At 66.1% G+C, this 25,578-nt stretch carries 20 protein-coding genes; 8 read left to right on the top strand and 12 right to left on the bottom strand.

Translation table 11 applies throughout. From position 1 onward, the window contains the following. Nucleotides 1-22 precede the first annotated feature (22 nt). Complete coding sequence (gene hglS, locus F3J43_RS18440) at nucleotides 23-1,408, top strand: 2-oxoadipate dioxygenase/decarboxylase HglS (protein WP_166889887.1); 1,386 nt, start codon at nucleotides 23-25, stop codon at nucleotides 1,406-1,408. A gap of 84 nt (nucleotides 1,409-1,492) precedes the next feature. Here hglS and F3J43_RS18435 read toward each other — a convergent pair whose 3' ends face one another. Next, nucleotides 1,493-3,463 (bottom strand): methyl-accepting chemotaxis protein, encoded by a 1,971-nt coding sequence (locus F3J43_RS18435; RefSeq protein ID WP_166889884.1) that lies wholly within the window; start codon nucleotides 3,461-3,463, stop codon nucleotides 1,493-1,495. 176 nt (nucleotides 3,464-3,639) lie between these two features. Further along, on the bottom strand, nucleotides 3,640-4,569 hold the full coding sequence (locus F3J43_RS18430) for a LysR substrate-binding domain-containing protein (protein WP_166889881.1): 930 nt from the start codon (nucleotides 4,567-4,569) through the stop codon (nucleotides 3,640-3,642). Nucleotides 4,570-4,725: 156 nt separating this feature from the next. Between F3J43_RS18430 and F3J43_RS18425 the strand changes: the two genes are divergently transcribed. Next, a complete protein-coding gene (locus F3J43_RS18425; RefSeq protein ID WP_166889877.1) occupies nucleotides 4,726-6,114 on the top strand; it encodes a NorM family multidrug efflux MATE transporter in 1,389 nt (462 codons plus the stop codon). Between the two features lie 36 nt (nucleotides 6,115-6,150). On the opposite strand, the gene F3J43_RS18420 is transcribed toward F3J43_RS18425, so the two are convergent. After that, nucleotides 6,151-7,818, bottom strand: coding sequence for a putative bifunctional diguanylate cyclase/phosphodiesterase (locus tag F3J43_RS18420; RefSeq protein ID WP_166889874.1), 1,668 nt, complete (start codon nucleotides 7,816-7,818; stop codon nucleotides 6,151-6,153). A 317-nt stretch (nucleotides 7,819-8,135) separates the two neighbouring features. Between F3J43_RS18420 and rep the strand changes: the two genes are divergently transcribed. Beyond that, nucleotides 8,136-10,145, top strand: coding sequence for a DNA helicase Rep (gene rep / locus F3J43_RS18415; RefSeq protein WP_166889871.1), 2,010 nt, complete (start codon nucleotides 8,136-8,138; stop codon nucleotides 10,143-10,145). Between the two features lie 110 nt (nucleotides 10,146-10,255). Beyond that, on the top strand, nucleotides 10,256-10,828 hold the full coding sequence (locus tag F3J43_RS18410; RefSeq protein WP_011536381.1) for a xanthine phosphoribosyltransferase: 573 nt from the start codon (nucleotides 10,256-10,258) through the stop codon (nucleotides 10,826-10,828). A gap of 98 nt (nucleotides 10,829-10,926) precedes the next feature. Here F3J43_RS18410 and F3J43_RS18405 read toward each other — a convergent pair whose 3' ends face one another. From F3J43_RS18405 to dadA, 5 genes are all read right to left on the bottom strand, one after another. Beyond that, nucleotides 10,927-12,786, bottom strand: a complete 1,860-nt coding sequence (locus tag F3J43_RS18405; RefSeq protein WP_166889868.1) for an acetyl-CoA hydrolase/transferase C-terminal domain-containing protein — start codon at nucleotides 12,784-12,786, stop codon at nucleotides 10,927-10,929. Nucleotides 12,787-12,923: 137 nt separating this feature from the next. Continuing rightward, nucleotides 12,924-13,346, bottom strand: a complete 423-nt coding sequence (locus tag F3J43_RS18400) for a c-type cytochrome (protein WP_205297950.1) — start codon at nucleotides 13,344-13,346, stop codon at nucleotides 12,924-12,926. 136 nt (nucleotides 13,347-13,482) lie between these two features. Next, the gene (locus F3J43_RS18395) at nucleotides 13,483-14,031 is read right to left on the bottom strand and encodes a cupin domain-containing protein (RefSeq protein WP_039581939.1); all 549 of its coding nucleotides are present in this window, start codon (nucleotides 14,029-14,031) and stop codon (nucleotides 13,483-13,485) included. Nucleotides 14,032-14,140: 109 nt separating this feature from the next. Continuing rightward, the gene (gene alr, locus F3J43_RS18390) at nucleotides 14,141-15,214 is read right to left on the bottom strand and encodes an alanine racemase (RefSeq protein WP_166889865.1); all 1,074 of its coding nucleotides are present in this window, start codon (nucleotides 15,212-15,214) and stop codon (nucleotides 14,141-14,143) included. Between the two features lie 141 nt (nucleotides 15,215-15,355). Continuing rightward, a complete protein-coding gene (dadA, locus tag F3J43_RS18385; RefSeq protein ID WP_166889861.1) occupies nucleotides 15,356-16,657 on the bottom strand; it encodes a D-amino acid dehydrogenase in 1,302 nt (433 codons plus the stop codon). Between the two features lie 155 nt (nucleotides 16,658-16,812). Here dadA and dadR point away from each other — a divergent pair, with 155 nt between their 5' ends. Further along, nucleotides 16,813-17,301, top strand: coding sequence for a transcriptional regulator DadR (dadR, locus tag F3J43_RS18380; protein WP_003258963.1), 489 nt, complete (start codon nucleotides 16,813-16,815; stop codon nucleotides 17,299-17,301). 4 nt (nucleotides 17,302-17,305) lie between these two features. On the opposite strand, the gene F3J43_RS18375 is transcribed toward dadR, so the two are convergent. Beyond that, nucleotides 17,306-17,659 (bottom strand): YkgJ family cysteine cluster protein, encoded by a 354-nt coding sequence (locus F3J43_RS18375; protein WP_166889843.1) that lies wholly within the window; start codon nucleotides 17,657-17,659, stop codon nucleotides 17,306-17,308. A 135-nt stretch (nucleotides 17,660-17,794) separates the two neighbouring features. Between F3J43_RS18375 and F3J43_RS18370 the strand changes: the two genes are divergently transcribed. After that, entirely contained in the window at nucleotides 17,795-19,087 is a 1,293-nt protein-coding gene (locus F3J43_RS18370; protein ID WP_166889840.1) for an NAD(P)/FAD-dependent oxidoreductase, read from the top strand. A 109-nt stretch (nucleotides 19,088-19,196) separates the two neighbouring features. Here F3J43_RS18370 and F3J43_RS18365 read toward each other — a convergent pair whose 3' ends face one another. Beyond that, on the bottom strand, nucleotides 19,197-19,472 hold the full coding sequence (locus F3J43_RS18365) for a DUF1127 domain-containing protein (protein ID WP_286184777.1): 276 nt from the start codon (nucleotides 19,470-19,472) through the stop codon (nucleotides 19,197-19,199). Nucleotides 19,473-19,605: 133 nt separating this feature from the next. Here F3J43_RS18365 and F3J43_RS18360 point away from each other — a divergent pair, with 133 nt between their 5' ends. Next, nucleotides 19,606-21,036, top strand: coding sequence for an aminotransferase-like domain-containing protein (locus F3J43_RS18360; protein WP_353618249.1), 1,431 nt, complete (start codon nucleotides 19,606-19,608; stop codon nucleotides 21,034-21,036). Between the two features lie 56 nt (nucleotides 21,037-21,092). Next, nucleotides 21,093-22,649, top strand: a complete 1,557-nt coding sequence (locus F3J43_RS18355) for a phospholipase D family protein (protein WP_166889833.1) — start codon at nucleotides 21,093-21,095, stop codon at nucleotides 22,647-22,649. 35 nt (nucleotides 22,650-22,684) lie between these two features. Here the strand turns inward: F3J43_RS18355 and F3J43_RS18350 are convergent, their stop codons facing one another. Continuing rightward, entirely contained in the window at nucleotides 22,685-23,824 is a 1,140-nt protein-coding gene (locus tag F3J43_RS18350; RefSeq protein WP_166889829.1) for an MFS transporter, read from the bottom strand. Between the two features lie 104 nt (nucleotides 23,825-23,928). Beyond that, on the bottom strand, nucleotides 23,929-25,422 hold the full coding sequence (locus F3J43_RS18345; RefSeq protein WP_166889826.1) for an aldehyde dehydrogenase: 1,494 nt from the start codon (nucleotides 25,420-25,422) through the stop codon (nucleotides 23,929-23,931). Nucleotides 25,423-25,578 lie beyond the last annotated feature (156 nt).

Genomic DNA, 25,578 nt, shown 5'->3' with positions numbered 1-25,578 from the left:
AAACCACACCAGGAAGCTTGCGATGCCCGCCCACGATTTCGTCAGCCCCGACAGCATCCGCGCGCAGTTCTCTGCCGCCATGTCGCTCATGTACAAGCAGGAAGTGCCGCTGTACGGCACGCTGCTTGAGCTGGTGAGCGAGATCAACCAGCAGGTCATGACCCAGCAACCCGAGGTAGCCGAGGCCCTGCGCTGGACTGGTGAGGTCGAGCGCCTCGGCCAGGAACGCCACGGCGCCATTCGCGTCGGCAGCGCCGAGGAACTGGCGACCATCGCCCGCCTGTTCGCGGTCATGGGCATGCAGCCGGTGGGCTACTACGACCTCAGCAGTGCTGGCGTGCCAGTACACTCCACCGCGTTTCGCGCCGTGCACGAACAGGCGCTGCACATCAGCCCGTTCCGCGTGTTCACCTCGCTGCTGCGCCTGGAGCTGATCGACAACCCGCAACTGCGTGAACTGGCGCAGGGCATCCTGGCCAAGCGCGACATCTTCACCCCGCGCGCCCTCGAACTGATCGCCCAGTCCGAGCGCGAGGGCGGCCTGAACGCGGCCGACGCCGAGCAGTTCGTGCAACAGGCCCTGCACACCTTCCGCTGGCACCAGGACGCCACGGTCACGGCCGAACAGTACCAGCAGTTGCACGACCAGCACCGCCTGATCGCCGATGTGGTGGCGTTCAAGGGCCCGCACATCAACCACCTGACCCCGCGCACCCTGGACATCGACGCGATCCAGGCCGGCATGCCGGCCAAGGGCATTGCGCCCAAGGCGGTGGTCGAGGGCCCGCCCACCCGCCGCCACCCGATCCTGCTGCGCCAGACCAGCTTCAAGGCCTTGCAGGAAAAGGTCGCCTTCAGCGATGCCCTGGGCAGCCATACCGCGCGCTTCGGCGAGATCGAGCAGCGTGGCGCGGCGCTGACGCCCAAGGGCCGTCAATTGTACGACCGCCTGCTCGACGCCACCCGCGCCGCACTTGGCGGTGCGCCGGTGGAAGCCAACGCCGGGCGCTACGGTGCGCTGCTTGCGGAGCACTTCGCCGAGTTCCCGGACGACCTGGCGCAGATGCGCGAGCAAGGGCTGGCCTACTTCCGCTACTTCGCCACCGACAAGGGCCTGGCGGCACGCGAGCGCGACGACCGCCCGACCAGCCTGCAAGAGCTGATCGAGGCCGGGCACGTGCATTTCGAGGCATTGGTGTACGAGGACTTCCTGCCGGTGAGCGCGGCGGGGATCTTCCAGTCCAACCTGGGCGACGACGGGCAGGCCAACTACGGCAGCAATGCCAACCGCGAGGCCTTCGAGGCGGCGCTGGGGCTCAAGGTGCAGGACGAGCTGGCGCTGTATGCGCAGAGTGAGCAGCGTTCGCTGCAGGCATGCGCGCAAGCCTTGAACCTGGGAACGCTATAAAACACAGGACAAGCCCGCTCCACGAGGCCATGACCAGGAAGCGGGCTTGTGGCAGCGGGCTTGCCCCGCGAGGGCTCCAGCGGCCTAGCGGAAACGATCCACTTCCTGGCGCAACTGCCCCGCCAGCCCTTCCAGCTCGCGCGCGGTCATGGCCAGTTCATTGGCCACATCGCGCTGCTCGCTGTTGGCCTGGGCGATGCTTTGCAGGTTGCGGCTGAGCACCGTCGCGGTGCTGCTCTGCTCCTGGGTAGCGGTGCTGATCACCGCGAACTGCTCGCCGGCCGCCCGGCTCTGCTCGTCGATGCGCGCCAGTGCCTCGGCCACCTTGTCGTTGCGCGCCAGCCCTTCCTGCATCAGCTGGTTGCCCTGCTCCAGGGTGCTGATGGCATGGCCGGTCTGTTGCTGGATGCTGGCGATCATCCCGGAGATCTCGTCGGTGGCCTGGCGGGTACGCGCCGCCAGGCCGCGCACTTCGTCGGCGACCACGGCGAACCCACGGCCTTGCTCGCCAGCCCGCGCCGCCTCGATGGCGGCATTGAGCGCCAGCAGGTTGGTCTGCTCGGCGATGGCGGTGATCACGCCGACAATGCCGCCGATTTCCTGCGAACGAGCACCCAGGGTATCCATCACGGCGGCAGTACCGCCCAGCGCTTCGGCGATCTGGCGCAACGAGCTCGAAGCCTCATCCATGGCGCTGCGGCCAATGCGCGTCTGCTGGGCATTGTCGCGAGCCATGCGCTCGGTGCCGGCCATGTTGTCGGCAATGTTCATCGAGGTGGCGCTGAACTCTTCCACCGCGCCGGCCATGCTGGTGATCTCGCCGGATTGCTGCTCCATGCCCTCACAGGCGCCGGATGACAGCCCGGACAGCGAACGGGCACGGCCGCTGACCTGCTCGGAGGCGCCGCGAATATGCTCGACCATGGTCGCCAGGGCCTCGCCCATCTGGTTGAAGCTGCGCGCCAGTTGGCCGATCTCGTCATGACTGGTGACGCTCAGGCGCGCATTCAGGTCGCCGGCACCGAGGGCTTCGGCCTGGCGCACCAGGTCGCCCAGCGGCCGCAGCTTGCGGCGCAGCAGCCAGAGCGTCGCGGCCACCGCCAGCAGCATGGCCAGCAGGCTGCCGATGGCCAGGCGCAGGCCGACGCTCCAGGTCACTTCACGGATCTCTTCGCCGGGCATGCTCGCCACCACGGTCCACGGGCCTTCGGCGAAGGGCTCGGTGACGCTGAACAGTTGCTCGCCGGCGCTGTTCCAGAAACGCCCGGCACCTGGCGCGATGGCCTTGACCGCCAACGCCGCCGCCTCGACATCGCGCACCTGCGCCGGCGGCACCAGCCACTGGCCCCGCTCGTCGAGCAGTGCCAGCGAGCCAGTCTGGCCAATGCGAAAACGCTTGAGGTTGGCGAACTGGGCATTCTGCGCGTCGGTGTAGTCGAAGCCGACGAACAGCACTGCGATCACCCGCCCGCCGCCATCGCGCACCGGCACGTAGCGGGTCATGTAGTTGCGCTCGAACAGCACCGCGCGACCGACGTAGGTCTGCCCGGCCATGAGCCGGGCATAGGCCGGGTGCTGGCGGTCGAGCTGGGTACCGATGGCGCGGCTGCCGTCCTGCTTGGTCAGGCTGGTGCTGATGCGCACGAAGTCATCGCCGCTGCGCACGAACAGGGTGGCGACGCCGGCCGTCATCTGCTGGAACTCGTCGACCTGCTGGAAATCGTTGTTCAGCAGGTGGTCGCCCAGGTACAGGGCCGGCGTCGGCGTGCCCGCCACGTTGACTGTCTCACCGGCATGCAGCGCCAGGCCCGAGGCGAAACGTCGCTCGAACAGGCCGCTGAGGCGCTGGGTGTTGTCCTTAAGCGAACCATGGAAAGTGTCGAGCTGGTCGGCCAGCAGCCGCGCCTCGCTGGCCAGGTGTGCCTGGCGAGTGGTGAGGTTGGCGTCGTCCAGTGAGCGCAGGGCGAACAGGGTACTACCGGAGATCACCAGCGCCAGCACAATGGCGAGGGCGATCCCGAGCTGCGAGGCGATTCGGGCACGCGGTTGAGACATGGGCAAGCTCCTGGCAAGAGGCCGGGATCGTCCTGATCACGCTGACCGCCCGCTTTCTATCAACGGGTAATCGCATCCTCTTCCGGGACGCTGGTGCCACTGAATCGGCGTCGCAGGTGAATACTTGAGTGCAGGACCGGGATATTCGCAAACGTTTTCTCCCTGTCCCGGCATCTTCACGGCGCCGCCGAGAGGATCTCCACGGCCGGCAGATCCATCGCCGCGGCCTCCTCTTGCAGGAACATGCTCAAGCGGCGCAAGCGCTCACCGCCGGGCCGGGTTCGCGGCCATACCAGATAGTAGTCCATGCCGCTGGCCACGGCCGTCGGCCATGGCAGGCTCAACCTGCGCCCGGCCACATCCTCGGCGACCATCAGCAGGTCGCCCATGGAAATACCGTAGCCACGCGCGGCGGCAATCATGCCCAGCTCGAGGGTGTCGAACACCTGCCCGCCCTTGAGCGATACCTTGTCGGTCAAGCCCATGCGCGCCAGCCAGGCACGCCAGTCGCGCTTGTCCGGCGTCGGGTGCAGCAGCTCGATGCCGGCCAGGCGCCGCTCGTCCCACGGCGCATCGTCCAGCAGGTCCGGCGCCCCCACCGGGATCAGCAGCTCGGCGAACAGCCGACGCACCTCCCAGTCCGCCGGGAACACGCCATCGCTGAGCAGCACCGCGCAGTCGAACGGTTCCTGGTTGAAATCGACATGATCGACGTCCATCCAGGCGCTGGTCAGTTGCACCTCGTTGCCCGGTTGCAGATGGCGGAAACGGCTCAGGCGCGCCAGCAACCAGCGCATGGTCAGGGTCGATGGCGCCTTCATCCGCAGGATGTCGTCCTCGCCGCGCAGGGTGTCGCAGGCGCGCTCCAGCGCGGCGAAGCCGTCGCGCACGCCGGGCAGCAGCACCCGCGCCGCTTCGGTCAATTGCAGGCTGCGGCCGTTGCGCACGAACAGGCGACAGGCGAAGTGCTCCTCGAGGGTGCGGATATGCCGGCTGACCGCACTCTGGGTGATCGACAGCTCTTCCCCGGCACGGGTGAACGAGCTCAGCCTGGCGGCGGCCTCGAATGCGCGTAACGCATAGAGCGGGGGAAGCTGGCGGGACATGACGCACCTGTCGTACGGGGATGAAAGCAATGTGCCGGATCATACCTGCATGAGTAAGACTCATGACAGCAATCGCATTTATCCTTTTGTGCAAAGCTGACCGAAGCCTCAGAATCGCTCCTTCGCCCATCAGGACCCGCAAGAAGGACCGCCCCCATGCACGTCGCGCCCACCACAGAACTCAAGGCTTTGCTGCGCCTGGCCGGGCCGCTGATCGCCTCGCAGTTGGCGCACATGCTGATGGTGCTGACCGATACCCTGATGATGGCCCGCATCAGCCCCCAGGCCCTGGCCGGCGGCGGCCTGGGCGCGGCCAGCTATTCGTTCGTGTCGATCTTCTGCCTGGGCGTGATCGCCGCCGTCGGCACCCTGGTCGCCATCCGCAAGGGCGCCAACGACACCGAAGGCGCCACCCGCCTGGCGCAGAGCGGCCTGTGGCTGGCCTGGGGCCTGTCGCTGGTGGCGGCGCTGGTGCTGTGGAACCTCAAGCCGGCCCTGCTGCTGTTCGGCCAGAAGCCAGAGAACGTCGACTCGGCCATGCAGTTCCTGACCCTGCTGCCCCTGGCCCTGCCCGGCTACATGACATTCATGGCCCTGCGTGGCTTCACCAGCGCCCTGGGCCGCTCGACCCCGGTAATGGTCATCAGCCTGGCCGGCACGGTGCTCAACTACCTGCTCAACCATGCATTGATCGAAGGCATGTTCGGCCTGCCCAAGCTCGGCCTGATGGGCATCGGCCTGGTCACCGCGGTGGTCTCGGTGGGCATGGCCGTATCGCTGGCGCTGTACATCCGCTGGCACCAGGCCTATGCCGACTACCCGCTGCGCAAGGGCCTGTCGCGCCCGTCGCTGCCGGCGCTGCGCGAGCTGTGGCGACTCGGCCTGCCAATCGGCGGCACCTACCTGGTCGAGGTCGGCCTGTTCGCCTTCGCCGCGTTGTGCATGGGCGTGCTTGGCAGCACCGAACTGGCGGCGCACCAGATCGCCCTGCAGATCGTGTCGACCGCGTTCATGGTACCGACCGGGCTGTCCTACGCGGTAACCATGCGCGTCGGCCTGCATTACGGCGCCGACAACTTGCTGGCGGCACGCAGCGCCGGGCGGGTGGGGATCGGTTTCGGCGCCTCGCTGATGCTGGGTTTCGCCGTGCTGTTCCTGCTGCTGCCGGACAACCTGGTGGCACTGCTGGTGGATCGCCACGACCCGGCCTTCGCGGCGATCTTCCAGCTGGCAGTGCAGTTGCTGATGGTCGCGGCCTGGTTCGAGCTGTTCGATGGCGTGCAGACCATCGCCATGGGTTCGATCCGCGGACTGAAGGACGCACGCACCACCTTCCTCATCGGCGCGGTGTGCTACTGGCTGGTGGGCGCGCCGAGCGCCTGGCTGTTCGCCTTCACCCTCGGCGGCGGCGCGCCGGGGATCTGGTGGGGGCTGGCGCTGGGGCTGGCATGCGCCTCGGTGGCCCTGACGATCGGCTTCGAGTGGCGGATGAAGCGGATGATCGGCAAGGCGCAGGCGCGGGCCAAGGTCAGCGTGCCCGCCTGATCGCGGCCGGCCCCGAGGGCAGGCCGCGATCGGCGCTCAGAGGACTTCCACCAGCCTGGGCTGGCCGGCTTGCAGCAGATACTCGATCAGCTCTGCCATCGGCAACGGCTGGCTGACCAGGAAACCCTGCACCTGGTCGCAACCAAAATCGCGCAGCAGGGCCATCTGCTCCGCGCTTTCCACCCCCTCGGCCACCACCTCGAGGTTGAGGTTGTGCGCCAGGTTGATCATCGCGTGCACCAGCTTGCTGTTTTCCTCGCGCTGCTCCATGCCGGCGACGAAGCTGCGGTCGACCTTGAGCAAGGTGATCGGCAGGCTGTTCAGGTGCACGAACGAAGAAAAACCCGTGCCGAAATCATCCAACGAGAAACGCACCCCCAGTCGCCCGAGGGCGTCCATGGTCTGGCGTACCAACTCGTTGCGGCGCATCACCGCGGTCTCGGTCAGCTCGAACTCCAGCCAGCGCGCATCGACGCCGTGCTCGACGATCAAGCGGCTCAGGGTGGCCAGCAACTGGCTGTCCTGGAACTGCCGGAAACTCAGGTTGACCGCCATGTGCAACGGCGCCAGGCCACGTTCGCGCAAGGCCTGCATGTCGCTCAACGCACGGGAGATCACCCAGTAGCCCAGCGGCACGATCAACCCGCTCTGCTCGGCCAGCGGCACGAACTCGCTGGGGGGCAGCAGGCCGCGTTCGGCATGGCGCCAGCGCACCAGTGCCTCGAGGCCGACGATGCGGCCATCGGCAAGGTTCAGTCGCGGTTGGTAGTGCAGTTCCAGCTCGTCGCGGCGCAGGGCACGGCGCAGCTCGCTTTCCAGGTCGGCGAGGCTGCGCGCGTTGCGGTTGATGCGCTCGTTGAACACATGGAATGTGCAGCCCTGGCTGCCCTTGGCCTGGCGCATGGCAATGTGCGCGTGCCACATCAGTGGGTCGGCGCCAGCCTGGGCCCGGGCGTGGGCAATACCCAGGCTGCAACCGAGCAGCAGGCTTTCACCGTCGACCCAGTAGGGTTCGGTCAACGCCTCGGTAATGCGCTCGGCCATCCATTCGGCGCGGCCGGGATCGCGACGGGTATCGATCAGCAGGGCGAATTCGTCGCTGCCCAGGCGCGCCAGCTGGTCGCCAGCCTCCAGCTGCTTCTTCAGCCGCGCGACCACCTGCAGGATCAGGCGGTCGCCGCCCTGGTGGCCGAGGGCGTCGTTGACGTGCCGGAAGTTGTCCAGATCAAGGTGGCCGAGGGCCAGGCCGCGGCCATCGTTCTCGGCCAGGCGCGCGGTGAGCAGGGCCTGGAAACCCTGGCGGTTGGCGATGCCGGTCAGTGGGTCCTGCTCGGCCAGGCGCTGCAAGGTGGCTACCAGCACGCCGCGCTCTCGCACATGGCGCAGGGAACGACGCAAGGTGTCGCTGGTCAGTTGCGACAGTACCAGCCAGTCGCTGACACCTACCGGCGTGGTCGCCGGCTCCTGTTCCAGCAGCAGGATGGTCGGCAGCTCGCAGCGTCCGGGCGCGGGCTGCAGCGCCGGGGTGGCCAGCACCACGGCCTGGCGGTCGTGGCTGAACAGGCTGTCCACCGCCGCCCAGGTCGGTGCGGTCAGCAGCACCACGCTGCCATCCAGCGGCTGCAGGCATTCGCGCAAGCGTGCAGCCCATTCCGGCTCATCGGCCAACAGCAGCAAACGCAGGGGGTCGGCAGGCGTGGACAAGCGGGCTCCTTAGGCGTGGCGGTGATGAAGACGGGCGCGGCGTATCCTACCGCAACAAATGAAAATGATTTTCACTTTTACTCGCTCTCCGTCCCTGGCGCCCATCTTGTCGCATTTTGCCGTGCATCCTGCGCGAAACCCACGCGCCCGGCAAACAGGATTTCGGCGATTTGCGCGGAAGTTGGCAGGATCCACTGTCCAGCCCACGGAACACGGGCGCGATCATTTCATTGACTCTCACGTCAGACGGTCGCGCATTAACCGTCCCATGCCTGCTAGAATGCGCGGCTATTTTCTGGTCACCCCCGGTTTCTAGCATGTCCCGACTCAATCCCCGGCAACAGGAAGCCCGTGACTACGTCGGCGGCCCTCTATTGGTGCTCGCCGGTGCAGGCTCGGGCAAGACCAGCGTGATCACGCGCAAGATTGCCCACCTGATCCAGAACTGCGGCATCCGTGCCCAGTACATCGTCGCCATGACCTTCACCAACAAGGCCGCGCGCGAGATGAAGGAGCGGGTCGGCACCCTGCTGCGCCCGGGGGAAGGCCGGGGCCTGACGGTGTGCACCTTCCACAACCTGGGCCTGAACATCATCCGCAAGGAGCACGAGCGCCTGGGCTACAAGCCTGGTTTCTCGATCTTCGACGAGTCCGACATCAAGGCGCTGCTGTCGGACATCATGCAGAAGGAATACTCCGGCGACGACGGCATCGACGAGATCAAGAACATGATCGGTGCCTGGAAGAACGACCTGGTACTGCCGCCCGAGGCCCTGGAAAAGGCCCGCAACCCGCGCGAGCAGACCGCGGCCATCGTCTACACCCACTACCAGCGCACCCTCAAGGCGTTCAACGCGGTCGACTTCGACGACCTGATCCTGCAGCCGGTGAAGCTGTTCGAGGAACACCCGGACGTGCTCCAGCGCTGGCAGAACCGCGTGCGCTACCTGCTGGTGGACGAATACCAGGACACCAACGCCAGCCAGTACCTGCTGGTGAAGATGCTGATCGGCATGCGCAACCAGTTCACCGTGGTAGGCGACGACGACCAGTCGATCTACGCCTGGCGCGGCGCGCGCCCCGAGAACCTGATGCTGCTCAAGGAGGACTACCCCTCCCTGAAGATCGTCATGCTCGAACAGAACTACCGCTCCACCAGCCGCATCCTGCGCTGCGCCAACGTGCTGATCGCCAACAACCCGCACGCCTTCGAAAAGCAGCTGTGGAGCGAGATGGGCGTGGGCGACGAGATCCGCGTGATCCGTTGCAAGAACGAGGAAGCCGAGGCCGAGCGCGTGGCCATGGAAATCCTCACCCTGCACCTGCGTACCAACCGCCCCTACAGCGACTTCGCCATCCTCTACCGCGGCAACTACCAGGCCAAGCTGATCGAACTCAAGCTGCAGCACCACCAGGTGCCGTACCGCCTCTCTGGCGGCAACAGCTTCTTCGGCCGCCAGGAGGTCAAGGACCTGATGGCCTACCTGCGCCTGCTGGTGAACCCGGACGACGACAACGCCTACCTGCGGGTGATCAACGTGCCGCGCCGCGAAATCGGCTCGACCACCCTGGAGAAGCTCGGCAACTATTCCACCGAGCGCGGTATCTCGATGTATGCCGCCAGCGAGGAGCTGGGCCTGGGCGAGCACCTGGACGCGCGCTACACCGAGCGCCTGCAGCGCTTCAAGCACTGGCTCGACGGCGTACGCCACAAGGTCGCCCTGGAAGACCCGATCGCCGCGCTGCACGAAATGATCCGCGACATCGACTACGAGAACTGGATCCGCCAGCAGACTGCCAGCGACAAGGCCGCGGAGTTCCGCATCAGCAACGTCTGGTTCCTCATCGACGCCTTGAAGAACACCCTCGAGAAAGACGAAGAGGGTGACATGACCATCGAGGATGCCATCGGCAAGCTGGTGCTGCGCGACATGCTCGAGCGCCAGCAGGAAGAGGAAGAGAACGCCGAGGGTGTGCAGATGATGACCCTGCACGCCTCCAAGGGCCTGGAATTCCCCTACGTGTTCATCATGGGCATGGAGGAGGAGATCCTCCCCCACCGCTCGAGCATCGAGGCCGACACCATCGAAGAGGAACGCCGCCTGGCCTACGTGGGCATCACCCGCGCACGCCAGACCCTGGCGTTCACCTTCGCCGCCAAGCGCAAGCAATACGGCGAAATCATCGACTGCACGCCCAGCCGGTTCCTCGACGAACTGCCGCCGGACGACCTGGCCTGGGAAGGCCTGGATGACGCGCCGGTGGAAGTCAAAGCCGCGCGGGGCAACAACGCACTGGCCGATATCCGGGCAATGCTCAAACGCTAATCAACCATTACTCTTTAACTTTGCCGCTTCTTGCGGCCACGGTGGCTTGTATGGCCGATTTGAACTCACAAATCGGCCATACAAGCCACTCATTACATCGGAGACACACAGTGGAAGCACTGCAGCAGAAGATTCGCGAAGAAGGCATCGTGCTTTCCGACCAGGTACTCAAAGTCGATGCGTTTCTCAACCACCAGATCGACCCTGCCCTGATGCAGCTGATCGGTGACGAATTCGCCCGCCTGTTCGCCGATTCGGGCGTGACCAAGATCGTCACCATCGAGGCCTCGGGTATCGCCCCGGCCGTGATGACCGGCCTGAAGCTGGGCGTGCCTGTGATCTTCGCCCGCAAGCACCAGTCGCTGACCCTGACCGAGAACCTGCTGACCGCCTCGGTGTACTCCTTCACCAAGCAGACCGAGAACACCGTGGCCATCTCGCCGCGCCACCTCAACAGCAGCGACCGCGTGCTGGTGATCGACGACTTCCTGGCCAACGGCAAGGCATCGCAGGCGCTGATCTCGATCATCAAACAAGCCGGTGCCACCGTGGCCGGCCTGGGTATCGTCATCGAGAAATCGTTCCAGGGCGGCCGCGCCGAGCTGGACAGCCAGGGCTACCGCGTCGAATCGCTGGCCCGGGTCAAGTCGCTGGAAGGCGGCGTGGTCACGTTCATCGAGTGATCTCGCCTGTTCCGGCCTCTAGCCGGCTCCTGCAGGTGATCGCACTCCCTTGCAGGAGCCAGCCTTGCTGGCGATCGGCTGCGCAACAGCCCCGGCAATCAGCGGGTCGCCGCCAACCCTGCCAGCAACAAGCGCTGGTACAGCTCTTCCTTCAGCCCTTGCGGCTGCTCCAGCCCCATGCGCGCCAACTGCGCCGCATAAGCTTCAGGCTCCGGCGCGTCCAGCGCGGCCTTGCCCAGCTCCAGCGCCTCGCTCAACTTGAACTTGCTCTTCAGCCAGTTCAGCGCCCGCAGCAGGTCACGCTCCTCAGCCGTGAAGTCACTGCCCAGCGGATACTCCGGGAACAACCGCGCATGCCGCGCACGGGTCGCCTCCAGGCGCTGCGGCGTGTTGTCGAGGTAGCGCGCATCCAGGACGAACGTCTTCGCCAGCTTGCCGGCCGCCTTGGCCTGCGCCATCAGCTCGCCCTGGAAGCGTGAGTCGCTGATCGCCAGCAGCCGCGCGATCACCTCGCTGTCGGTCTGCCCGCGCAGGTCGGCGATGCCGTACTCGGTCACCACGATGTCACGCAGGTGCCGGGGGATGGTGCAGTGACCATAGGTCCAGTGCAGGTTCGACGTCACCTCGCCGCCGGACTCGCGCCAACTGCGCAGCAGCAGGATCGAACGCCCGCCCTCCAGCGCATGGCCCTGGGCGACGAAGTTGTACTGCCCGCCCACGCCGCTGAGCACCCGGCCATCTTCCAGCTGGTCGGCCACGCCGGCACCGAGCAGGGTCATGCCGAACACCGTGTTGACGAAGCGCGCATCGCGGCGCTGGCGGCGCTTGAGGTCTTCCTGGCCATACAGTTCGTTGATGTAGCTGATGGCGGTCATGGCAAAACGGGCGCGCTGGGCCAGCGGCATTTCCCGCAGACGCTGGTAGAACGCCCGGGGACCGAGGAAGAAGCCGCCATGGATCAACGCCCCTTGCTCATCCGCAGGCCGGCGCACCACGCCGGCCTCAGCCAGGGCCAGCAGACCGTTGACGAACATTTCGCTACAGCCGTAGAGCCCCTGGGCAAAGGCATCCAGTCCCCCTTCCCGCTCGATCAGCGCCTGCCAGGCACCAAGGTCCAGGTCATCGAGCAGCGCTCGGTAACCCGGGTTGTCGCCCTGGCGCGCCAGCAGCGCCGCCGTCAATGCGTCGCCCATGGCGCCGATGCCGATCTGCAAGGTGCCGCCGTCGCGGACCAACGCGCTGGCGTGCAGGCCGATGCAATGGTCCTGGGTACTGACCGGCATGTTCGGCGTGGAGAACAGCCGCCGTTGCTCCACCTCGCCGATCAGCAGGTCGAAGGCGTCCACGGCCAGCTCGGCATCGCCGGGCATGTAGGGCAGCTCTTCATGCACCTGCCCCAGCAACAGGATGGTCTCGCCTGCGGCGCGGCGCCGGGCGATCATCGGCAGCAGGTCGAGGGTGATGTCCGGGTTGCAGGCCAGGCTCAGGTGGCCCGGCCGCTCAGGGGTGGCTGCCACCAGCTGGGCGATCAGGTTCAGGCCCTTGGCGTTGATATCGCGGGCGGCGTGGCTGTAGTTGCTGCTGATGTAGTCCTGCTGCGCGGTGTCGCTGTGCAGCAGGCTGCCAGGTTGCATGAAGAACTGCTCGACCCGGATGTTCGATGGCAACCGGTCATGGCGCAGGTCGTCGAGGTAGGCGAGCTCTTCGTAGTCGGCGAATACGCGCTCGACGAAGGGCGCGAGAAAACGTCGTTGCAGGCCATCGCCCAAGGGGGGGCGGCCGAGGGACAAGGCGGTGTAGATCGTCAGGCGTCGTTCAGGCAGGTCGCGAACACGGACGTAGAGCGCGTTGACGAAGGCGTTGGGCTTGCCCAGGCCAAGTGGCAGGCCCAGGTGGATATGCATTGGCAGCAGGGCCAGGGCCTGGTCGACGGCCTGGTCGATGGAACATTGGTGCATCGGGGCCTCCTGAGTCATCCGTGGGATCAGGGCTTGGACATGAGCCGAAGCGCGTTGGTTGCCTGCGTCAGCCCCGCGATAGCGCCAGAAAACAAAAGCCCGCCATGAACGGCGGGCTTTGCGGGATTCACGGGCGCTTACAGCCCCGACATCTTCTTGATCGCACCTTTCAGATCGTCATCCGAACAATCGGCGCAGGTACCTTTCGGCGGCATGGCGTTGAGCCCGGTGATGGCCTTGGCCAGGATACCGTCGAGGCCGCCCTGGTGATCGGCGCGCTCTTTCCACGCGGCCGTGTCGCCGATCTTCGGCGCGCCCAGCAAGCCGCTGCCATGGCAGGCGTTGCAGTGCTTGGCGATGATGTCATCCGGCGTCTTGGCGCCACCGCCCCCGGCGGACGCGACCACTTCCATGCCCTTGCATTCCTGGCCCTGGACGCACACCTGGCCCACTGGCTCGAGGCGCTTGGCGATGTCGTCGTTGGTTGCAGCGGTTGCGCTCATTGCCCATAGGGCGAATACGGCAGCTGGTACGGCCAGCATCTTCTTGATTTGGTTCACGCGAACACCCTCATGGTGGCTAATCACGCCCGCGGCCACGGAATTGCGAGCGTTGAAAAGTATAGCGGGAACCCTGAAAACGTGGAACGACCACACTCGGGGAAAGGGTATTGGCGAATCAATGCACTGCGCTGGATCAAAAGTTCGACGGCGTCGCCGCGCTGATCAGCCGGGCCGGCTCGTCGAACGGATTGCGGAAACGGTGCGGGCGGGTGCTTTCGAAGTAGTAGCTGTCGCCGGCCTCGAGCAGGAAAGTCTCGGTGCCGACCACCAGCTCCAGACGGCCCTCGAGCAGGATCCCGGTTTCCTCGCCATCATGGGTGAGCATTTCCTCGCCCGTGTCCGCGCCCGGCGGATAGACCTCGTTGAGGAACGCGATGGCGCGATTGGGGTGCGACTTGCCGACCAGTTTCATGGTCACCGCACCGTCGGAGATATCGATCAGCTCGTGGGCCTTGTAGACGATCTGGGTCGGGCTTTCCGGCGCCAGTTCGACCGAGAAGAACTCGACCATGGACATCGGGATGCCGCTGAGCACCTTGCGCAGGGAGCTGATCGACGGGCTCACGCTGTTCTTCTCGATCATCGAGATGGTGCTGTTGGTCACGCCCGCACGCTTGGCGAGTTCGCGCTGGGACAGGCCCTTGAGCTTGCGGATGGCTTGCAGTCGTTCGCCGACGTCCAAAGCGTGGGCCTCCAGAAACGGTCGAGGTGGGGGGATGTGTGAACGATATGATGGCAATGCCGTTCAGTATTTACAACACACCGCCCCTCAGCCTGTCCGCATCGGCGCCTCAATCGCCGATATAGTCCAGCGGCACACGCTTGAGATTGCAGAAGATCTGGTACGGGATGGTCCCGGCCTGGATCGCCACGTCGCTGGCCAGCACCTGCTTGCCCCACAGCTCCACCGGGCTGCCGAGCGTCGCTTCGGGCACTTCGGTGAGATCGACGCAGAGCATGTCCATCGACACCCGGCCAATCAGTTGGGTGCGCTTGCCGGCCACCACCACCGGGGTGCCGGTAGGCGCCTGGCGCGGATAGCCATCGGCGTAGCCCATGGCGACCACGCCGACCCGGGTCGGGCGCGGGCTGACGAACCTGGCGCCATAGCCGACCGGCTCGCCGGCCGGCAGCTCGCGCACGCCGATGATGCGCGATTGCAGGGTCATCACCGGTTGCAGGCGGGCGGCTTCGGCCTGCCCCACTTCGAATGGCGTGGCGCCATAAAGCATGATGCCCGGGCGCACCCAGTCGCTCTTGATGTTCGGCCAGCCGAGTACCGCCGGCGAGTTTCGCAGGCTGCACTCGGCGCTCAAGCCCAGGCGCGCGGCCTCGAACACCGCCACTTGCTGCTCGGTGGCGGCAGCATCGAGCTCGTCGGCGCGGGCGAAGTGGCTCATCAGCACGATGCGCGCAACCTTGCCGCTGGCCAGCAGGCGCTGGTAGGCGTCGTGGTAATCCTTGGGATGCAAGCCGACACGGTGCATGCCGGTGTCCATCTTCAGCCAGGCGGTCAGCGGCTTGCGCAGCGGGGTCTTCTCGATCGCCTCGAGCTGCCACTGCGAATGCACCACGCACCAGAGGTCGTGCTCGACGATCAAGGCCAGCTCGCTGGCCTCGAAGAAACCCTCGAGCAGCAGCACGGGCGCCTTGATCCCGGCCGCACGCAGCTCCAGCGCTTCCTCGATGCAGGCCACGGCAAAGCCGTCGGCCTCTGGCTCCAGGGCCAGGGCGCAGCGTACCGCACCATGGCCGTAGGCATCGGCCTTGACCACGGCCAGGGCCTTGGCGCCGGTCAGCTCGCGGGCCAGGCGGTAGTTGTGACGGAGGGCTTGGAGGTCGATCAGGGCACGGGCGGGACGCATGGCGGCAGCCTTTTGAGTAGTTCTGGGTGAATGGGTAGCGCAGGTCGGCCTTATCGCGGGGCAAGCCCGCTCCCACACCTGCCAGGTGAGCCTGTGCGGGAGCGAACCTGGCCCACGACAGGGCCAGGACCTTCGAATCGCTTACTGGTGCGCGGGCGCTGGCTGACCTTGCTTGGCCAACTCCCGGTTGTTGCCATAGCGGGAGATGTCCAGGCCTTCGGCGCTGATCTGCGGTTTCTTACGCGCGATCAGGTCGGCCAGCAGGCGACCGGAACCGCAGGCCATGGTCCAACCCAGGGTGCCGTGACCGGTGTTGAGGAACAGGTTACGGAACGCAGTGGCGCCGACGATCGGGGTGCCGTCCGGGGTGGCCGGGCGCAGGCCGGTCCAGAAGCTGGCCTGGCTCAGGTCGCCGCCGCGAGGATAAAGGTCGTTGACGATCATCTCCAGCGTTTCGCGTCGACGCGGGTTCAGCGACAGGTCGAAACCGGCGATCTCGGCCATGCCGCCGACGCGGATGCGGTTGTCGAAACGGGTGATGGCGACCTTGTAGGTCTCGTCGAGGATGGTCGAGGTCGGCGCCATGTCGGCATCGGTGATCGGCACGGTCAGCGAGTAGCCCTTGAGCGGGTAGACCGGCGCCTTGATGCCCAGCGGCTTGAGCATCTGCGGCGAGTAGCTGCCCAGCGCCAGCACGTAGCGGTCGGCGGTTTCCAGCTTGCCGTCGATCCATACGCCGTTGATGCGATCACCGGCGAAGTCCAGACGCTGGATGTCCTGGCCGAAGCGGAACTCGACGCCCAGTTTCACGGCCATCTCGGCCAGCTTGGTGGTGAACAGCTGGCAGTCGCCGGTCTGGTCGTTAGGCAGGCGCAGGGCGCCGGCAAGGATGTCCTTCACCCCGGCCAGGGCCGGCTCGACCCGAGCGATGCCGTCGCGATCGAGCAGCTCGTAGGGCACGCCGGACTGCTCGAGCACGGCGATATCCTTGGCCGCGGCATCCATCTGCGCCTGGGTACGGAACAGCTGGGTGGTGCCCAGGCTGCGGTTCTCGTAGGCGATGCCGGTTTCCGCGCGCAGTTCGTCGAGGCAGTCACGGCTGTACTCGGACAGACGCACCATGCGCTCCTTGTTCACCGCGTAGCGGCTGGCGGTGCAGTTGCGCAGCATCTGCGCCATCCACAGGTACTGGTCGACGTCGCCGGTGAGCTTGATGGCGAGCGGCGCGTGACGCTCGAGCAGCCACTTGATGGCCTTGAGCGGCACGCCCGGGGCGGCCCACGGCGAGGCATAGCCGGGCGAGATCTGGCCTGCGTTGGCGAAGCTGGTTTCCATGGCCGCCGCCGGCTGGCGGTCGACGACCGTCACCTCGAAACCTTGCCGGGCCAGATAGTAGGCACTGGCGGTACCGATCACACCGCTACCAAGTACCAGAACTCGCATTGTTCATCCCTCGCACGCGGCTCGCCGCAGTCTTTTGTTGATATGGCTTGGATGCGCGCATTGTAAGAACTCGAGGCCAGTGCAATTCACTATATAAACGCCTATATTTGGCGAGAATTCTCGGCAGAACTGCCTTTGACGGAGCGGCATCCCCTATGAGAACCCAGCACCAGAGCAAACGTGAACTGGACAAGATCGACCGCAACATCCTGCGGATCCTGCAGAATGACGGGCGCATCTCGTTCACCGAACTGGGCGAGAAAGTCGGGCTGTCCACCACCCCTTGCACCGAACGCGTGCGCCGCCTGGAGCGCGAGGGGATCATCATGGGCTACAACGCCCGGCTCAATCCGCAGCACCTCAAGGGCAGCCTGCTGGTGTTCGTCGAGATCAGCCTGGACTACAAGTCCGGCGACACCTTCGAGGAATTCCGCCGCGCGGTGCTCAAGCTGCCCCATGTGCTGGAATGCCACCTGGTGTCGGGGGACTTCGACTACTTGGTCAAGGCACGCATCTCCGAGATGGCCTCGTACCGCAAGCTGCTCGGCGACATCCTGCTCAAGCTGCCGCACGTGCGCGAGTCGAAGAGCTACATCGTGATGGAGGAAGTCAAGGAGAGCCTCTGCCTGCCGATTCCGGACTGAAGCCTCAGACCAGCACCTGGCGGGTGCTGGCGATGTAGGTATGGACCAGCTGCTCGGCCGCCGGATCGATCGGCTGCTCCGGCCCTCGACCCCGCGGGCAGGCCAGGCGCGGCGTGGTGCCGAACAGCCGACAGATCATCGGGCGCTCTTCATATACCGTGCAACCATCCGGCCCCAGGTGCACGCAGTCCAGCCGCTCGAGGGCAGCGTCCTGCTCGGCCTGGGTCTTGCGTGGCAGGCGGGCCATCTCCTCGGCCGACGTGGTGACCGGGCCACAGCAGTCGTGGCAGCCGGGCTCGCAGGCAAAAGACGGAATGAGCTCGCGCAGGAAGTGGATCTTGTGGCGGTTGCAGGACATGGGCAGCGATGGTCTGGACGTGGTGCGCCGGATTATAGGACCAAACCAGGCGATCAAGTGCATGTTCGCGGGCTTGCTCCGCCAGAGGCCGCTTGCCTATCCTGCCACCCTCTCCAAGCCTTCGGAAATCGACACATGGTCCACAGCGCGCAGCACGCCGCCTCCTACTACGCCGCCAGCAGCGCCCCCCACCCCGACCATGCCTTCCTGCAAGGCGAGCACAGCGCCGATGTGTGCATCGTCGGCGGTGGCTATTCGGGCCTGAACACCGCCATCGAACTGGCCGAGCGCGGCCTCTCGGTGATCCTGCTGGAAGCGCGCAAGATCGGCTGGGGCGCCAGCGGACGCAACGGCGGCCAGCTGATCCGTGGCGTAGGCCACGGCCTCGAGCAGTTCCTCCCGGTGCTTGGCGAGGAAGGCGTGCGCAGTCTCAAGCGCATGGGCCTGGAGGCCGTGGACATCGTCCGTGAGCGGGTCGAACGCCACGCCATCGCCTGCGACCTGCGCTGGGGCTACTGCGACCTGGCCAACAAGCCTGCCGAGCTCGAAGGTTTCGCCGAAGAAGCCGAAACCTTGCGCAGCCTGGGCTACCGCCATGAGCTGCGCCTGGTACAGCCCGGCGACATGCATTCGGTGGTCGGCTCGGATCGCTACGTCGGCGGCCTGGTCGACATGGGCTCGGGCCACCTGCATCCGCTCAACCTGGCGCTCGGCGAAGCAGCCGTGGCCAGCCGTCTTGGCGTGCGCCTGCACGAACAATCGGAAGTCACCCGCATCGACTACGGCCCGCAGGTAAAAGTGCACACCGCCCAGGGCCTGGTCCGCGCCAGGACCCTGGTGCTGTGCTGCAACGCCTACCACAACGACCTCAACCGCGAGCTGGGCGGCAAGGTGCTGCCGGCCGGCAGCTACATCATCGCCACCGAACCGTTGGGCGAAGAACGTGCGCGCCAACTGCTGCCGCAGAACATGGCGGTGTGCGACCAGCGCGTGGCGCTGGACTACTATCGCCTGTCCGCCGACCACCGCCTGCTGTTCGGTGGCGCCTGCCACTACTCCAGCCGCGACCCACGGGACATCACCGCCTACATGCGGCCAAAGCTGCTCAAGGTGTTCCCGCAACTGGCCGACGTGCGCATCGACTACCAGTGGGGCGGCATGATCGGCATCGGCGCCAATCGCCTGCCGCAGATCGGCCGCCTGGCCAGCCAGCCCAACGTCTACTACGCCCAGGCCTACGCCGGCCATGGCGTCAATGCCACTCACCTGGCCGGACGCCTGCTGGGCGAGGCGATCAGCGGCCAGCAGTCCGGACGCTTCGACCTGTTCGCCAAAGTGCCGCATCCGACCTTCCCCGGCGGCAAGCTGATGCGTTCGCCGCTACTGGCCCTGGGGATGCTCTGGTACCGGCTCAAGGAGCTGGTCTGACGCTACCCGTCATCGTGTAGCCTGCTGCGCTGCCCATGCACCGAGGCAGGTCACACACCCCGCAGGAGCCGGCAAGGCCGGAGCCCGCCACTGCAGAACAAGCCGTCGTCTAGTCCTTCCAGAACGGCTTGCACCCCTCCTCCCGCGCCTCTTCCCAGCTCAGCCCGATATCCTTCAACTGACGCGCATCCAGTTCCAGCAGGGCCTGGCGGGTGCGCCACCGGTGCAGCATCAGGCCCCAGCGACCGAGACCGGTCAGCGGGTCGTAGACCTGGAGGCGTTGTCCAGCTTCCAGCTCCTTGGCCAACAGTCGCAGACGCACATCGCTCAAGCCACCCATCACCGCGTTCCCCCGATCAGTCGATACCGTGGAGAAAGCATGCATGCCCGGGCGACCTGCAATACAGATCCAAAGCCGGCTTATTATTCCCATACAGAATTGGCGGAAAGCCGGCTGAATGAAGTATTTTCCGACAATCTGTATCGCTCTCCTCCCACAAGAAGTACAGGAGTATGCCGTGACGCTCTACCTCAACCTGGCTGAACTGCTCGGCTCCCGCATCGAACAGGGGTTGTATCGTCCGGGTCAGCGTCTGCCGTCGGTGCGCGCCCTGAGCGTGGAGCACGGCGTCAGCCTGAGCACCGTGCAGCAGGCCTACCGCCTGCTCGAGGACAACGGCCTGGTGTCGCCACGGCCAAAGTCCGGCTACTTCGTCGCCGAGGACCGCCAGCTCCCCGCCCTGCCCGAGATCAGCCGCCCGGCCCAGCGACCAGTGGACATCTCGCAGTGGGAACAGGTGCTCGAGCTGGTACGCGCCACGCCACGACCGGACATCATCCAGCTTGGCCGCGGCATGCCCGATGTCGACAGCCCCACGCTCAAGCCGCTGCTGCGCAGCCTGGCCCAGCTCAGCCGGCGCATGGACATGCCCGGCCTGTACTACGACAACATCCACGGCAACGCCCTGCTGCGTGAACAGATCGCCCGGCTGACCCTCGACTCCGGCTGCCGCCTGAGCCCGGCCGACCTGGTGGTGACCACCGGCTGCCACGAGGCGCTGTCGAGCAGCATCCGCGCGGTGTGCCAGCCCGGCGACATCGTCGCGGTCGACTCGCCAAGCTTCCACGGCGCCATGCAGACCCTCAAGGGCCTGGGCATGAAAGCCCTGGAGATCCCCACCGACCCGCTCACCGGCATCAGCCTGGAGGCTTTGGAACTGGCCCTGGAGCAATGGCCGATCAAGCTCATCCAGATCACCCCCAACTGCAACAACCCGCTGGGCTACATCATGCCCGAGGCGCGCAAGAAGGCCCTGCTGACCCTCGCCCAGCGCTACGACGTGGCGATCCTCGAGGACGATGTGTATGGCGATCTGGCCTACACCTACCCACGTCCTCGTACCATCAAGTCATTCGACGACGATGGCCGCGTGCTGCTCTGCAGCTCGTTCTCCAAGACCCTCGCCCCTGGCCTGCGGGTCGGCTGGGTCGCGCCGGGGCGTTACCTGGAACGGGTGCTGCACATGAAGTACATCAGCACCGGCAGCACCGCCTGCCAGCCGCAACTGGCGATTGCCGACTTCATCGCCGAAGGCCACTACCAGCCGCACTTGCGGCGCATGCGCAGTCAGTACCAGCGCAGCCGCGACCAGATGTGCGACTGGGTGGCCCGCTATTTTCCGGCCGGCACACGCGCCAGCCGGCCCCAGGGCGGTTTCATGCTGTGGGTGGAACTGCCGGACAGTTTCGATACCCTGCGCCTGAACCGCGCTTTACTGGAGCAAGGCGTGCAGATTGCCGTGGGCAGCATTTTCTCGGCGTCGGGCAAGTACCGGAACTGCCTGCGCATGAATTTCGCCGCCCGACCGACGCCGCAGATCGAGGCGGCCGTGCGCAAGGTAGGTGAAACCGCCCTTCGTCTACTGGATGTCGAGCACGCCAGCGGGTAACGTTGCGCCGCCCCCGGCCCACCCCAACGCCTTTGCCGCACAGGACGATCCACCCCTTGAGACGCCAGCGAGCCCTGCCTCTTCTGCTAGCGCTGCTGCTCGGCCTGTCCGGCTGCGCCAGCGTCGGCCCCCCCCGCGATGTCAGCCAGGCTCTGCCGGCGAGCCAGTCGGCGTTCGGCCGTTCGGTGCTGCGCCAGGCCGAGCCGTACCAGGGGCGCTCGGGCTTTCGCCTGCTGCCCAACAGCAACGAGGCGTTCCGGGCCCGCGCCGAGCTGATCCGCCATGCCCAGGCAAGCATCGACCTGCAGTACTACATCGTCCACGACGGCCTCAGCACCCGGGCACTGGTGCATGAATTGCTGCGTGCCGCCGACCGCGGCGTGCGGGTGCGCATCCTGCTCGACGACACCACCAGCGATGGCCTCGACAGCCTGATCGGCACCCTCGCCGCCCACCCGAACATCCAGATTCGCGTGTTCAACCCGCTGCACCTGGGGCGCAGCACCGGTGTGACCCGGGCCATGGGCCGGCTGTTCAACCTGTCGCGCCAGCACCGGCGCATGCACAACAAGCTGTTCCTGGTGGACGACAGCATGGCCATCGTCGGCGGGCGCAACCTCGGCGACGAGTACTTCGACGCCGAGGCCAACCTCAACTTCACCGACATCGACCTGCTCGGGATCGGCCCGGTGGCCGAACAGCTCGGTCATGGTTTCGACCAGTACTGGAACAGTGCACTGAGCCGGCCGATCGGCGACTTCCTCTGGCACCAGCCCGACGCCGACGACCTGCACGCCAGCCGCCAGCGCCTGGAGACCTGGCTGGCCAAGGCGCGCACCGAGCGCAAGGCCCTGTACGACCGGCTGATGGCCTACCAGTACCAGCCACGCCTGGATAGCTGGCGCAACGAGCTGGTCTGGGCCCATAGCCAGGCCCTGTGGGATTCGCCGAGCAAGGTCCTGGCCGACGACGAGCCCGACCCGCAATTGCTGCTGAGCCATCAGCTCGCGCCAGACCTGAACGGCGTGCATCGCGAACTGATCCTGGTCTCGGCCTACTTCGTTCCCGGCGAACCCGGCCTGCTGTACCTGACCAGCCGCGCCGACGCCGGCACCTCGGTCAAACTGCTGACCAACTCGCTGGAAGCCACCGACGTGCCCGCCGTGCACGGCGGTTATGCGCCCTATCGCCGGGCCCTGCTCGAACACGGCGTGCAGCTCTACGAACTGCGCCGCCAGCCCGGCGCGCCCCGTTTCCGCCACGGCCTGGGGCTGCATGGCAGCTCGGACTCGAGCCTGCACAGCAAGGCGATGGTGTTCGACCGGCGCAAGACCTTCATCGGCTCGTTCAACTTCGATCCGCGCTCGGTGTTGTGGAATACCGAGGTCGGCGTATTGGTGGACAGCCCGGAGCTGGCCGAGTACACCCGCGCACTCGCGCTCCAGGGCATGGCGCCGGCATTGAGCTACCAGGTCAAGCTGGTGGACGGGAAGCTGGTCTGGGCGACCGAGGACAAGGGCCAGCGACACGTGCTGGTGACCGAGCCCGGCGGCGTGTGGCGGCGGTTCAATGCCTGGATCAGCAAGGCGGTGGGCCTGGAAAAGATGTTGTAAGCCTCATCGCGGGGCAAGCCCGCGATGACGGTCGTTCAGGCTGAGGCTGGCTCGAAGGCTCCCTTGCGCCGGGTCAGCAGCACCAGCCCCGCGGCCCCGGCCGCCATCAGCAACGGCAACGCATGCCCGCTGATCCACTGGCTCCCGGCTCCGGCCAGCAACGGCCCGACCAGGCAACCGATACCCCACAGCTGCGCCACATGGGCGTTGGCCCGCACCAGTGCATCGTCCCGGTAGCGCTCGCCGATCAACACCAGCGACAAGGTGAACAGCCCACCGGCACTGGCGCCGAACAGCACCCACAACGGCCAGATCGCCGGCGTGTACAACAGCAGCGGAATCGCCAGGCTGGACACCAGCAAGGTCAGCGCACAACCAGTGAACAACGTACTCCGCGACATGCGATCGGCCAGCGCGCCGATCGGCAACTGGAGCACCGCATCCCCGACCACGACGGTACTGACCATGAACAGCGCCACTTCGGTGGTGAATCCCTGTTGCAGGCAGTACACCGGCAGCAGGGTCAGGATCATCGCCTCGAAGGCCGCGAACAGGGCAATGGCCCAGGCAATCACGGGCAAGCGCCGGCAGAAGCCGAGCAGGTCGCCAAGGGTGACACTGCACGCCTCGGTGGTCGGCGCTCCGCTGCGCCCCAGCAGGATAAGCGGCGCCACCAGCAGCAGCCCGGTGGCGGCCCAGAAGCCGAAATCGTCGCCCGAACCGAGCACACCCAGCACCAATGGCCCGGCCAGTTGGCTCAAGGCATAGCTGCTGCCATACAGCGCCACCAGGCGACCACGCCAGTGCTCGACCACCAATTGGTTGATCCAGCTTTCACCGAGGATGAACACCACGGTCAGCGACATGCCGATCAGCAGGCGCAGTGCCAGCCACAACGGGTAGCTGGGCAGCAGCGCCAGCAAGCCGATCGACAGCGCCCCACCCCACAGACACAGGCGCATGGCCATGGGCACGCCGGCCCAGCCGGCCAGGCGACTGGCCAGGCTGGCCCCCACCAGCACACCAAGGGCCGGCATCGCCGCCATCACGCCGATGGCGAACCCGCCGTAGCCCCAGCCCTCCAGGCGCAAGGACACCAGCGGCATGCTCACCCCGAGCGCCAGCCCGACACTGAGCACCGAGGCCAGCACGGCAAAGTAGGTTCCCCAACGCATAGTGGCCTCCGAATGGAAAAACCTGGCAGAAAGCATCGCGGGGCAAGCCTGCTCCCACGGTTCACATGGAAGCGGGCTTGCCCCGCGAAAGAGGCGCTACCCGATCACAGCTTGATCCAGGTCGCCTTCAGCTCGGTGTACTTCTCCAGGGCGTGCAGCGACTTGTCGCGGCCGTTGCCCGACTGCTTGAAGCCACCGAACGGCGCGGTCATGTCGCCACCGTCGTACTGGTTGACCCAGACGCTGCCGGCGCGCACGGCGCGAGCGGTCTTGTGGGCCTTGGAGATGTCTGCGGTCCAGATGCCGGCAGCCAGGCCGTACGGCGTGTCGTTGGCGATAGCCACGGCTTCCTCGGCGGTGTCGAAGGTGATCACCGACAGCACTGGGCCGAAGATCTCTTCCTTGGCGATCTTCATGGCGTTGGTCACGCCGTCGAAGATGGTCGGTTCGACGTAGGTGCCACCGGTCTCCTCGAGGATGCGCTTGCCGCCCGCGAGCAGCTTGGCGCCGTCCTGGTGGCCGGCGTCGATGTACGACAGCACGGTGTTCATCTGCTGGGTATCGACCAAGGCGCCGACGGTGGTCGCCGGATCCAGCGGGTTGCCTGGTTTCCAGGCCTTGAGGGCCTCGACCACCATCGGCAGGAACTGGTCCTTGATCGAACGCTCGACCAGCAGGCGCGAGCCCGCGGTGCAGACTTCGCCCTGGTTGAAGGCGATCGCGCTGGCGGCGGCCTCGGCGGCGGCCTGCAGGTCCGGGGCGTCGGCGAAGACGATGTTCGGGCTCTTGCCGCCGGCTTCCAGCCAGACACGCTTCATGTTCGACTCGCCGGCGTAGACCATCAGCTGCTTGGCGATCTTGGTCGAGCCGGTGAATACCAGGGTATCGACATCCATGTGCAGGGCCAGGGCCTTGCCCACGGTGTGGCCGTAGCCTGGCAGCACGTTCAGCACGCCTTTCGGCAGGCCGGCCTCGATGGCCAGCTGGGCGATGCGGATGGCAGTCAGCGGCGACTTTTCCGACGGCTTGAGCACGATGGAGTTACCGGTAGCCAGGGCCGGGCCCAGTTTCCAGCAGGCCATCAGCAGCGGGAAGTTCCACGGCACGATGGCACCGACCACGCCCACTGGCTCGCGGGTGACCAGGCCAAGCTGGTCGTGCGGGGTCGGGGCGACTTCGTCGTAGACCTTGTCGATGGCTTCGGCAGTCCAGTGGATGGCATTGGCCGCACCGGGAATGTCGATGGAGGAGGAGTCGCCGATCGGCTTGCCCATGTCGAGGGTCTCGAGCAGGGCCAGTTCCTCGACGTTCTTGCGCAGCAGGTCGGCGAAGCGGATCAGGGTCGCCTTGCGCTTGGCCGGGGCCAGGCGCGACCAGACGCCGGATTCGAACACGGCGCGGGCATTGTCGACGGCGCGGTTGGCGTCGGCCAGGTCGCAGCTGGCGACCTTGGCCAGGAAGCGTCCGTCCACCGGGCTCAGGCAGTCGAAGGTTTCACCGGATGCGGCATCGGTGTATTCGCCGTTGATGAAGGCGCGGCCTTCGATCTTCAGTTGCTGGGCACGCTGTTCCCAGTCCGCACGAGTCAGGGTGGTCATAGGAAACTCCTCTCTTGTTAAGGTGCAACGCCGCACTGAGGACTCACGGGCGCTGTCAGAAATTCTGGCCGGGCGACGAACGCACACCGGCACCCGACACCCTAAACCAGGGCAGAGAAACTATCAATATATTTGACACGAATGGCCTAAAAGCCT

Origin of the sequence: Pantoea sp. Cy-639, assembly GCF_011752525.1 — a bacterium.
In the GTDB taxonomy this organism is placed as follows: Bacteria; Pseudomonadota; Gammaproteobacteria; order Pseudomonadales; family Pseudomonadaceae; genus Aquipseudomonas.
The sequence above is the reverse complement of the archived record's forward strand: the minus strand, read 5'-3'. Positions and strand labels throughout refer to the sequence as shown.